Genomic DNA, 11678 nt, shown 5'->3' with positions numbered 1-11678 from the left:
ATTAAATGACACGCCTCGCTCAGTTGCCAACACACTTGCGTCAGCGTCTCGAGCAGCGCTCGGCCCTCAAGGTGATCGCTGGTTTGATGAATTTCGAGGCCCTCTCGGTGGCGCAGGTGGCGCGGGCTGTTGGCCACGGTGGCGCTGATCTGATTGATGTGGCTTGTGATCCAGATCTGGTGCAAGTGGCGATCCGGGAATCCGCTGGAGTTCCGGTTTGTGTGTCAGCGGTGGACCCTGAGCTTTTCCCTGCAGCTGTTGCAGCTGGTGCTGCCATGGTGGAAATTGGAAATTTCGATGCTTTTTATCCTCAGGGTCGGATCTTTGGTGCCGCCGAAGTCTTTGAGCTGACTCGTTTAACCAGGGTGTTGTTGCCTGAGGTGGTGTTGAGTGTGACCGTGCCACATGTGTTGGCGATGGATCAGCAGGAGCAACTGGCAGTGGATCTGGTTGCTGCCGGTGCCGATCTGATTCAGACGGAGGGCGGCACGAGCGCTAAACCATTTAGTGCTGGAAGTCTTGGCTTGATTGAGAAAGCTGCTCCCACTTTGGCCGCTGTTCACAGTATTTCTGCAGCACTGAAGGCTGCTGATCGGGTAGTTCCTGTGCTTTGTGCTTCTGGTTTATCGGCAGTGACGGTGCCCATGGCTATTGCTGCTGGTGCCGCTGGTGTAGGTGTTGGATCTGCGGTGAACCGTCTCAATGATGAGCTGGCGATGGTTGCTGTTGTGCGGGGCTTGCGTGAAGCTCTCAGTACGCCCAAATCTGAAGTGATTCACTAACGTGAATCACGGTCTAGTCAGCTGCTTTGCATAGGTTGTTTTAAATGCTTGGATCGCTCGGCTGGTTGCTGCAATGGCCCATTCGGGCCCTCATTTTGTTATTGGTTGCTGCGTTGCCCCTTGGCATTGAGATGGCCAATTTCAGCACAGCATTTTGGTCGGCGGTGATGATTGGCCTATTGGGTACGTTGTTGATCGTGCCTCTCAAGTTGCTGTTGGCTCCATTCTGGGCAATTACGTCCTTGGGGGGGCTGATCTGGCCAGTGTCGTTTTTGTTCAACTGGTTGATCACGATCCTTTTATTTGCTCTGGCAGCCTGGCTGATTAATGGTTTTCGGCTCAAGAACGGTTTGCTTAGTGCCATCTGCGGCGCTGTCTTTTACAGCGTTGTGAGCACGATTGTGTTGCGATTTCTCGGCATCGCTGATATTGAGTTCACGAGAGCTGCTTTGCTTTCAGCCTGAGAGTTCAAGGCATTGGTTAGAAGGTCATCAGCTTTGGAGGCAGTCTGGAATAGCCCGTTCATGGCATCTGCTCATAGGCTAAGCAGCTGCCCGTTACGGCCCTAATGCCGAAGTATCAGCTCAAGGCGCCCTATAGCCCGAAGGGGGATCAGCCCACTGCGATTGCGCGGTTGGTGGAGGGGGTCAATCAGGGCCAGCGTTATCAGACGCTTTTAGGAGCGACAGGTACGGGTAAGACATTCACGATTGCCAATTTGATTGCTCAGACTGGCCGTCCGGCTCTTGTCTTGGCTCATAACAAGACGCTTGCTGCGCAACTTTGCAATGAGTTTAGGGAGTTCTTTCCTGATAATTCTGTTGAATATTTTATTTCTTACTATGATTATTATCAGCCAGAGGCTTACGTGCCTGTTAGTGATACCTACATAGCCAAGACAGCTTCAATCAATGAAGAGATTGATATGCTACGTCATTCAGCAACGCGTTCCTTATTTGAGCGTAATGATGTCATTGTAGTAGCTTCAATCAGCTGCATTTATGGTCTAGGCATTCCTAGCGAATATCTAAAGGCTGCTGTTAAATTTAAAGTTGGCGAAACACTCAATCTTCGCAGTTCATTGCGGGAGTTGGTTGATAATCAATATAGTCGAAATGACTTTGATATTACGCGGGGTCGCTTTCGCGTGAGAGGGGATGTCTTGGAGATTGGCCCTGCTTATGAAGATCGGCTAGTACGGATTGAGCTTTTTGGTGATGAGGTAGAGGCAATCCGTTATCTGGATCCAACAACAGGTGAGATTTTGCAAAGCTTGGAAGCCATTAATATTTATCCGGCCAAACATTTTGTGACTCCTAAAGAGCGATTGAATGTTGCAGTTCAAGCGATTCGTGATGAACTGCGTGAGCGTTTGCAGGTGCTCAATGAACAAGGCAAGCTTTTGGAAGCGCAGCGTTTAGAGCAACGCACTGCCTACGACTTGGAGATGTTGCGGGAGGTTGGTTATTGCAATGGTGTTGAAAACTATGCTCGCCATCTTGCTGGCCGTTCCGCGGGAACGCCTCCTGAATGCTTGATTGACTATTTCCCTGAGGATTGGTTGCTGGTGGTTGATGAAAGTCATGTGACATGTTCTCAGCTTAAGGCGATGTACAACGGCGATCAAGCTCGTAAGAAAGTTTTAATTGAGCATGGTTTTCGATTGCCTAGTGCTGCTGATAATCGTCCTCTCAAGAGTGAGGAATTCTGGAGGAAGGCGAGGCAAACTGTATTTGTTAGTGCGACGCCAGGTGATTGGGAGCTCACGCAGAGTGATGGTCAGCTGGCTGAACAGGTGATTCGGCCCACAGGGGTTCTTGATCCCTTGGTGGAAGTGCGACCGACGCAAGGCCAGGTCGACGACTTGTTGGCGGAAATCCGTATTAGAGCAAAGAAGCAGGAGAGAGTGTTAATCACCACCCTGACCAAACGTATGGCGGAAGATCTTACCGATTATCTGGCTGAGAATGATGTGCGCGTTCGTTATCTACACTCGGAAATCCATTCAATCGAGCGGATTGAGATTATTCAGGATTTGAGATTAGGTGAATATGATGTTCTTGTTGGTGTCAATCTTCTTCGAGAAGGTTTGGATCTTCCGGAGGTGTCTTTAGTGGTCATTCTTGATGCTGATAAGGAAGGTTTCTTGCGAGCAGAGCGGTCGCTGATTCAGACCATTGGCCGTGCGGCTAGGCATGTGGATGGGATGGCCCTTCTTTATGCAGACAACTTGACAGATTCGATGGCAAGAGCGATTAGTGAAACTGAGCGAAGACGCGAGATTCAAAAGGCTTACAACGAATTGAATGGCATCGTGCCAAGGCCAGCGGGTAAGAGAGCGAGCAATTCGATCCTCTCGTTTCTCGAGTTATCAAGGCGCTTACAGACGGATGGTAAAGATGCTGACTTGGTGCAGATTACTGGGCGGGCTGTTGATGCGCTTGATTCAGCTCAGGATGCTGGCTTAGCCCTTGATGCTTTGCCTGAGTTGATTGACCAGCTCGAAACAAAGATGAAAGAAGCTGCCAAGAATCTTAATTTTGAGGAAGCAGCAAGCCTGCGCGATCGCATCAAGAAGTTCAGGCAGAAGCTAATTCGCAATACTTGATCATGTGCCATTGTTCATGCGATCACCTTTTCTATAAAGTATCTTTTGTTTGCATTCCATCTGATACTTGTAGTTGTCGGAACTTTGATCCTTGTTCATTAGCCTGAATGGCGCTGTTCTTTGAACCAAGACAACGACTTGATGAGTCTTTAGCGAGTTTTTCTGTAGCCGAAATAAGCTCGAAACAACTTTGTGCTGGGCAGTCTATTGAGCTCGCGCATGAGTTCATTGAGGCAGGGCCGTTACTTGGTGTAAGGGTGCTTAGCGGTGCATCTGATGAGCTCGTAAGAATGCCAGCCATAGGGCTTTAAATGGCTCATTGGGCACTATTAGATTGCGCTGAAGGCCGATGTCTATAGAGGTGCCCTGCCTCTTGATTAGTCATGAGTTCATCCATTCGCTTCAGCATCTGAATGGTGATCTAAAGGGTGTTGAGCCATTGGGATGGGGCTCGTCTCTGCTGAGGCTGTTAGCCGTTTTGGTTCATTGCAGGAAGCTGAGGCCTATACCCATTCAGAACAAGACTGGAAGGTTGGCGCAACGTTTATTTGAAGCTGAATCAATCCATGAAAACCGGATGTCTTTCTGCTGAATGATTGCCTAGCTGAACTTCTCAGCCATTACGAGTTGCTTTGTACTGGATGACCAGTCTCTTCACCCAGCCCAAAGCCTTTATGCACTGATTGCAGCGCCTTGACCCCATCGGGTTCAGCCACCACGCAACTTGTGCGGATTTCACTGGTGGCGATCATGGCGATATTGATCTTTGCATCTGCGAGAGCTCGGAACATCCGGCCTGCTGTACCTGCGGTGGCGGGCATGCCTGCACCCACTGCGCTCACCCGGGCGATTGCAGGACCTTCTTCCAGATTGGCTCCTGGCCATTGCGCAAGTAGGGGGGCAAGAGTCTTATTGGCTTGCTCTCGCTCATCGCGCTTGAGGGTGAAGCTGATATCCCGGCTTCCATCCTCATGTTGTCGCTCCGATTGCACAATCGCATCGAGGCTGATTCCTGCCTCTGCCATCGCTGAACAAAGAGCTGCTGCTGTCCCAGGCCGATTCGGCACCCCTCGCACACTTAGCTGGGCCTGACCTTGATCGAGTGCTACCCCTCGAACTTCTGGTTCACCTTTGCCGTTGACCAAAGGATTGATGCGTACTTGGCTGTCGCTGAGTTCAAAGGCTGTGCTGACTGCACGCAGGGCTTTGCTGCCCAGCGTTGCATCGATGACGCAGCTGACTTTCACCTCACTGGTGGCGATCAGCCGTAGGTTGATTCCTGCCCGTGAGATCGTGTCGAAAAGGCTTGCGGCGATACCGGGGCGTCCCATGATTCCTGCTCCGCTGATGCTTAGTTTGCTCATTCCGGCTTCAGCTGAGAGTTTGCCACCGACGCTTTTAAGCAGCCCTTCGCAAAGTGAGTGGGCTTTCGCTAAGTCGGCTTCGGCCACTGTGAAGGCAATGTCATTGCTGTTGCCTTCATGGGTTGATTGGATGATTAGGTCCACATTCACGCCATCGCTAGAGAGGTTCTCAAAAAGTGTGGCTGCGACACCCGGTTGATCTGGCACGTGAGAGAGGGCGATCACCGCTTGACCTTCGGCAAGTTCAACGCCATCCACAGGGCGACCAAGCTCTAGACCTTCTCGACCGATGGGGCGCTTTGATTTGCTTGTGAGCTTGGTTCCGGCTTCGTTGCTCCAGCTAGAACGCACGACCAGGGCGACTCCAAAGTTGCGGGCGATCTCGACTGCACGGGGGTGCAACACGGAGGCGCCCAGACTGGCCAGCTCAAGCATCTCGTCGCAACTCACTTCTTGCATCAGTTGGGCATCGCTGACCTGACGTGGATCACTTGTGAGCACTCCTGGTACATCGGTGTAGATCTCGCAGGCATCTGCTCCTAGGGCGGCTGCTATGGCAACTGCAGATGTATCTGAACCACCGCGGCCGAGGGTGGTGATCTCTGCGGTGCCAACGCTGCTCAGGCTTGTGCCCTGGAAGCCTGCTACGACTACCACCTTTCCAGTGCTCAACAGGGATTGCAGGCGCTCAGTGCGGACGTCTAGGATTCGAGCGCGGCCATAGGCAGACTCTGTCACGATGCCCACTTGGGCTCCAGTCATCGAAATGGCTGGTATACCCAGTTCATGCAGTGCCATTGAAAGCAAGGAGATCGAAACCTGTTCTCCGGTGGCTAGCAGCATGTCCATTTCCCGTTGAGGGGGATTGCCGCTGATCACTTTCGCTAGGGCTGTGAGCTCATCAGTGGTTTGGCCCATAGCGGATACCACAATCACCAGGTCGTGGCCGAGATCTTTGCTGGTCGCAATCCGCTCAGCGACGGCTTGGATGCGCTCGACGTTGCCGACGGATGATCCGCCGAATTTTTGCACCAGCAACGCCATCCATGCCCTTGACACACATTCTGATTATTTCAGCGTGTCGTCACTGGATTAGGGAGTGCTGAGTAACCCGTCGCGGAAGGCATCAGTAGGGATTGCACCTCGCTTGAGGGCGGCTTCTACTTCAAGCAAGCGACTGAGCAGGGTGAGGAATCGCTGCGGTGGTCGGCCCTGTAGCTGTTTGCGCATCACGTAGATCCGCTTGGGGTTGCCAATGCCTGCTGCTTTGGCAATCACGTTCACATCTCGTTCCCCTTGCTGCTCCAGCAAACTCACCCAAAGCCACCCTCTGATTTGGCCTGTCAAGGTGGCCACGATGCGAAGTGCTGGCTCACCGGCATCCAGGAGTGCATCAAGACGGGCGATCGCTTCTCCGGCATGGCCTGCCAAGAGTGAATCTCCAACCTGTAGTGCATTGGTGGCCATTCCTTCAATCAGCGCGGCTACGTTTTCGGCTTTAATCAAAGTTGGTGATTGGTTAGCAGTTGCGCTTTCTTGGCGAATGTCGGCATGGAGAGCCAGTTTTTGCAGCTCTGCGGTGAGTCGCGTACTGTCATTGCCGATGGCTTCCACCAGTGCTGTAGTGGCTTCAGGCTCCAGCTGCAGGCCTAAGTCGCGGGCGGTGCGTTCCACCAGCTCCTGCTGACCGGCACCATCCCAGATCGCCGGCAGCAGAAAGCTTTTTTCGCTGGCTTGCTTCAACTTCACAAGCTTTTGTAAGGCCTTCGTTGTTCGCAGTCGGCCGTCTGGTTTGTTGGGGTTGCATAGCACCAGGTGGCTGGTTTCTGGAATCAGATCCAGCACGTCTTCGAAACGATTGGCCAGTTCGCTCGGGCAAGCGTTGCAGAAGGGACTGCGCTGTAACAGCACCAGTCGTCCGCCACTTCCGAAGGGTGGTGTGCGTGCTTCTGTCAAGGCTTGGCTGGCTTGCCCAGCATCAGCTCCATCGAGGCGGCTGAGGTTGATGCTGCTCCATGCTTGATCGACAACATCGCCGATCAGAGTCTCGATGGCGTGGTCTCGGGCGGCGGCATCATCGCCCCAGATGAGATGGATCGGCATTGCAGCGGCAGACCGAAGATCGTTAACTGATGATGCTTGATGTCTATCCGGCTTAAGGCAGAAACGTGAAGTCGCTTGATCATCCGATCTTCACGGAAAGCATTGGTCACATTCGGAAGCAGTTGGGTGTAACGGGTTTGGATCCCTTGCAGCAGCAGGTGTTGGAACGTTTGATTCATAGCAGTGGCGATTTTGGACTAACTCCTTTGCTGCGCTTTAGTCCAGAGGCTTGTGAGCTTGGGCTGGCTGCCTTGCAGGCCGGAGCGCCAATTCTCACCGATACGGCAATGGCCGCCGCCGCCGTCAAGCCCATGGCTCGCCGTTCACTCAAGGCATCCGTGCGCTGCGTGCTCGACTGGGCACCGGATGATGTTCCACGAGACGCCACTCGAACAGCCGAGGGCTTGCGATGCGCATGGCAAGAATTGTCGGCTCAATATGTGGATCAACAAGCGCCGATTGTGTTGATTGGTAGTGCACCTACGGCCCTTGATTCACTGCTGGAGCTTGTCTCTTCAGGTTCACCTCCTCCTAGTTTGATTATCGGCATGCCTGTGGGGTTTGTAGGTGTCTCTGAGAGCAAGCGGCGGTTAGCTGTTAGCGGACTGGCTCACATTCGCTTAATGGGTAGTCGGGGTGGGGCTGGTCTGGTTGCAGCGACGGTCAATGCTCTGTTGCGTCGTGCTTGGTTGGATCAATGAGATTGAATTGCTAAAAAAAGCCCTGGACATATGCCCAGGGCGATGAAAGTAGAAGCTCTTAGAAAGCGTTATGAATCAAGCCAGAAAATCCGTATTGCTGTACAGACTGGCTAATTCATTGTCGACTGAGAGGGCATGAGAGCGACGAACTGCAGATTCAGCATTGATTGTGCCTGCACCGTAGGTGTTGTCACGCCCTGGATCTCCTAGATCCATGGCACTTGTTGTCAGGATTTCTCTAACGTCCCCACCATCCAGTTCTGTATTTTCGCTCCAAACAAGAGCAGCAACTCCAGCGACATTGGGGTTTGCGCAAGAGGTTCCACCGAAGGTACTAATTGTGCCATTCGCATCAATTGCTTTGCTATTAGTGGGTGCTACTAATGTGAGATTATCTCCTCGGTTGGAATAACCAGCAAGTTGAGTCCCTGTCACATTAGTAATTGAACCCCCAGTAATTGCATCGATTTCTTCTGTGCCTGTGAATTGCAGAGCACCGACACTTGCAATATTGTCATTTGTGGTTTGTGCTTTTGCTAGACCTGAAACAGTAGTTAGATAATCATCATAATATGGTGCAGTCCCAGGTCCACCATTTCCTGCTGCAATTGCAAAGAAGCCATAATCTGCTGTTTCATCTAGAGCAGTTTGCATTTCTGCCTCGGTTGCTCCATCGGTCCACCAACTTTCACCTTGAATGCCACCTTGAAAGACTAGTCTTTGACTACAATTGCGTTGATCTTTAGCATCTTCAATTGAATCGTAAAGTGAATCCCCTCCACTATAAACATTGTAGGCCCATAGTTCACTGCCAGGAGCAATCCCTGCCAAGTTTTGACTATCGTGCTTGGCAGCCATGACACTCATGGCTTTATGTCCATGGGAGTCATTTGACTTGCCGGTTTGGTTGACAACGTGATCAATTTCATCATGAACATCAGTTGGGTTATCAGATTCATCTTTAAGACCAGTATCAAGAGATACAAGAACAACATCTTCAGAACCTCTATTGAATCTCCAAGCACCGGAAACATCCATAGCATTTAGATTCCATTGCTCTTTTGTGCTGTCGCTCATTCCTTCTCTAATGCGGTAGCTATCGTCTTCGGTTGTAATCCTCTCAAAACCTTGCAGATAAATCTCATCTCCATTTTTGAGGCTCAAGATGTCGAAAGCTGTGCCTTTATAAATGGCCTGCTCGCCGATAGTTGTGAAATCACTCATACCGCTGAAGGTTTCGCCATTGAAGCTCTTGATGTCTGCACTATCAATACCATTGAGTATTAGTTCGTCGGTTCCACCACGAGCCTTGTAAATTCTGCCTGAATCATATTCAGAACCTACCCACCCCAATGTATCCATATCATAATAATTAAAAGTATTGGCTTCAATATCACCATTAAATGTACTCCAGTCAAGCGCATCAATCATTGTTAATGTTTCATCAAAGTCTTCTATATTTTCCCTTGTGCCAGCGAAAACAGCATCAATATCCACATCAAAGTCCCAGCTACTGCGTCTATCGAGGAAGCTTTCAGAGGCTTCTATTTTACCGTTAAGATCGACAAGGAAACGATCTTCTGAGAGATCTAGTGTATATGCGCCTAGATCTATATTTTCTCCTGTAGTATTGTGAATTGCATTGACTTGAGCTTCAACACTGCCAATCTTCATTGTTGAGAATGGGCCCCAACTCCAGCCAAAAATATCTGAGAAATCCAACCTATTTTCATTTAAGAAATCACCATCATAATTGATTCTGATTGCACCATCTTCAAAAACTTCTTTTTTTGTGCCGTCGTGTGATGCGTCATAAATTCGGGTATAACCATAATCAAATAGACTTCCTACATTCAAGTCCCATGGCTTGATGCTTATGCTTAAATCGACATCATTTGCTCGTGGGATTTTGTTGAAAGCTTTGCGATAAAAACTTTTTCTAAATGGGTTGCTTGAATTGCTTTCTTCGCCAGTTTCATGTTCACCGCTTGTACGATCTTCCGGGAAGTCCTGTTGAGCTTTTCTTGCCATCCAGTTTTGTTTTTCCATGGAAAACTTATTTGATCTTCTTTCAAATTGGCCTTGATGATTGAAATCTTCGTGTGATTGACTGTGAGCATTTTGATTGCCCCTGAACAAGAAATTTCTATGGTTGCTAGAATCAGGATCTGATGCATCGTGATCGTGCTGATTGACCTTGGAATAGAAGCCTCTACGATTGAATGAAGCCAACGGCTGTCTTAGGCGTAGGCCAAATGTTTTTTGGGCAGGTTGATTTCCTAGAATCGGATCTTCTAGGCTCGTTGCATTATGGTTACGAGGATTGAAAATCTCTTGTGTATCAAAAGATAGCTTGCTGTCGCGATTAGGATCTTGGCTTTTGTTGTTTGCATTTGATGCTCCCCTCGCTTCTAGCTCAAAGGGCTGTTTTTGTTGAGGCATCTCGCTACTATTATAGTAATAGTGGCTTGAATGCCCTTCGCTAATTTGATTGTTCTGATTTGCTGTTGGTTTGGCTAAATTAAGAGATTCACTGATGAAGTCTCTGCTCTTCGATTGCTTGTTATTTGTGGCGATAGTTCTGAAGAGTCGTTTCATAATGAGAGAAAGGCCATGCCTTTTGAATGCTTCAATCAATTTGCATTAATGCCATGAATTTAGATGTGATCTAGAACTTTTTGAGTCGAGAACTTGCTCACATTCAATCGTGACGTAGATCACGCTTCTATTTTGTACAACGATTGATTAGACGTGATATGGATCGTGAATTTGATTGTTTTAGATTAGTCTTGATACTATTCCTATCGAGAGCCTTGGTTTTTATCTCTCTATTCTGATGCTGCTTTCTTGCTGACTTTATCAGCAACTAATTAGCTTTGTTTGATCTTCGATTGTTGTTTCCCTGGTGGTGTTAAAGTCAATATTGATGGTCTCTTGTGTGCTTCATAGTTGCCTAAGTGAATCGGTTTTGCTCTGGAACTGGCCAAGCAGTAGTTGTAAATAGCTCACACTGCGCAGCTTGATATTTGCCGTAAGTGACATCCCTACTTGCAAGGGAAGGCTGATTCCGTTCTTGAGTTTGAGTTGTTGGCTGTCGAGCTGAATGGTGGCTGGGAAGCGGTATTCCTGTCGTTGTTTTTGTTGATCGGGTGGAAGTGCGTCGGAGCCAATCGAGATCACCTTGCCTTCCAGTACCCCGAAGTCTGTAGCGGGGAAGGAATCAATGCTGATGTCAACGGACATGCCTTTGCGCACGAAACCAATTTTGTTGCTGGGGATTTCCACATCGGCTTCCAGGTTGTTGAAGGGTACGATCTTGAGCACCGGTTCACTTGACTGGGCGACAAAGCCAGGCGTGGTTGGCTTGAGATCAAAAACCACCCCATCCACTGGAGAACGCAAAGACTGGTATTTCAGCGTTACTTTTGCTTCGGTGAGTTGAGCCTTAAGCTGGGCTAATTGGGCATTGAGCTGTTCAATGTCTTGATTGAGGATTGATTGTTGGCGAGCGCCATCCAATTTCTCTTTGGTAACCCTTCCACGCAGTTCTCGTACCTTGTTGCGTTGCTGTAAATACTGAAGCTCAGAGGAAGCGCCCTGTGCGCTAAGAAATTCAAACCGGCTAAGGATTTGTTGTTCAAGGGCCAGATTGTCTCGGGTTGTGGCGACTTGTTCTCGGTTGAGATCTAGGGTTCCCTGTTGTTCTTCAAGTTTGAGCGTTAGTTGTTGCTGTTTTTTTGTGAACTGAGCTTCTAAGGAGTTCACTTGTTCTGAGGATGTTTCAGTGTCGAGCTGGATAAGAATCTGACCTTTGCTGACGCGATCACCTCCTTTGATAAGGATGTCCCTAGTGACTCCTCCAACTGGGATTTGAATCTCTTTGACATCGCCTAATGGTTCAAGTTTGCCTTGTGCGACAACGATTTCTTCCGTACGCGCGATGGCCAACCAGCCCACTGCAAAGGCAGTGGTGCCGATCAGGCTCCAGGCCACGGCACGCATCCAAAAGCGGCTTTGCTGGAGCACGCTTTCATCGTGTGACACAGAGTTCACTTTCTGCTCGAGTTGGTTCTGAGCTCTGCGGATCAGTCCGCCGACGGGGTTGGGCTTGTTGTTCATT

At 49.6% G+C, this 11678-nt stretch carries 8 protein-coding genes; 4 read left to right on the top strand and 4 right to left on the bottom strand.

The window, feature by feature from the left end:
* Positions 1-5 precede the first annotated feature (5 nt).
* The 3 genes from PMIT1303_RS09510 (at position 6) to uvrB (ending at position 3390) form a co-directional block, all read left to right on the top strand.
* On the top strand, positions 6-782 hold the full coding sequence (locus PMIT1303_RS09510; protein WP_063398521.1) for a DUF561 domain-containing protein: 777 nt from the start codon (positions 6-8) through the stop codon (positions 780-782).
* A 44-nt stretch (positions 783-826) separates the two neighbouring features.
* Entirely contained in the window at positions 827-1246 is a 420-nt protein-coding gene (locus PMIT1303_RS09505) for a phage holin family protein (RefSeq protein ID WP_063398520.1), read from the top strand.
* Positions 1247-1350: 104 nt separating this feature from the next.
* On the top strand, positions 1351-3390 hold the full coding sequence (uvrB, locus tag PMIT1303_RS09500; protein ID WP_063398519.1) for an excinuclease ABC subunit UvrB: 2040 nt from the start codon (positions 1351-1353) through the stop codon (positions 3388-3390).
* Between the two features lie 620 nt (positions 3391-4010).
* Here uvrB and PMIT1303_RS09490 read toward each other — a convergent pair.
* Together PMIT1303_RS09490 and holA are read right to left on the bottom strand one after the other, a co-directional pair.
* Positions 4011-5798, bottom strand: coding sequence for an aspartate kinase (locus PMIT1303_RS09490; protein WP_063398517.1), 1788 nt, complete (start codon positions 5796-5798; stop codon positions 4011-4013).
* Between the two features lie 48 nt (positions 5799-5846).
* Positions 5847-6857 carry a DNA polymerase III subunit delta gene (gene holA, locus PMIT1303_RS09485; RefSeq protein ID WP_063398516.1) on the bottom strand — a complete coding sequence of 337 codons (1011 nt, stop codon included), beginning with the start codon at positions 6855-6857 and terminating at the stop codon, positions 5847-5849.
* Between the two features lie 65 nt (positions 6858-6922).
* Between holA and PMIT1303_RS09480 the strand changes: the two genes are divergently transcribed.
* Entirely contained in the window at positions 6923-7558 is a 636-nt protein-coding gene (locus PMIT1303_RS09480) for a precorrin-8X methylmutase (protein ID WP_063398515.1), read from the top strand.
* A 75-nt stretch (positions 7559-7633) separates the two neighbouring features.
* Here the strand turns inward: PMIT1303_RS09480 and PMIT1303_RS09475 are convergent, their stop codons facing one another.
* Together PMIT1303_RS09475 and PMIT1303_RS09470 are read right to left on the bottom strand one after the other, a co-directional pair.
* On the bottom strand, positions 7634-10156 hold the full coding sequence (locus PMIT1303_RS09475; protein ID WP_063398514.1) for a S8 family serine peptidase: 2523 nt from the start codon (positions 10154-10156) through the stop codon (positions 7634-7636).
* A 345-nt stretch (positions 10157-10501) separates the two neighbouring features.
* Positions 10502-11677 carry an HlyD family secretion protein gene (locus PMIT1303_RS09470; protein ID WP_063398513.1) on the bottom strand — a complete coding sequence of 392 codons (1176 nt, stop codon included), beginning with the start codon at positions 11675-11677 and terminating at the stop codon, positions 10502-10504.
* Position 11678: the final 1 nt, after the last annotated feature.

The sequence above is a fragment of the Prochlorococcus sp. MIT 1303 genome (assembly GCF_001631965.1).
GTDB classification, from domain to species: Bacteria; Cyanobacteriota; Cyanobacteriia; order PCC-6307; family Cyanobiaceae; genus Prochlorococcus; species Prochlorococcus marinus_D.
This window is presented reverse-complemented; position numbering and strand designations above follow the sequence as displayed.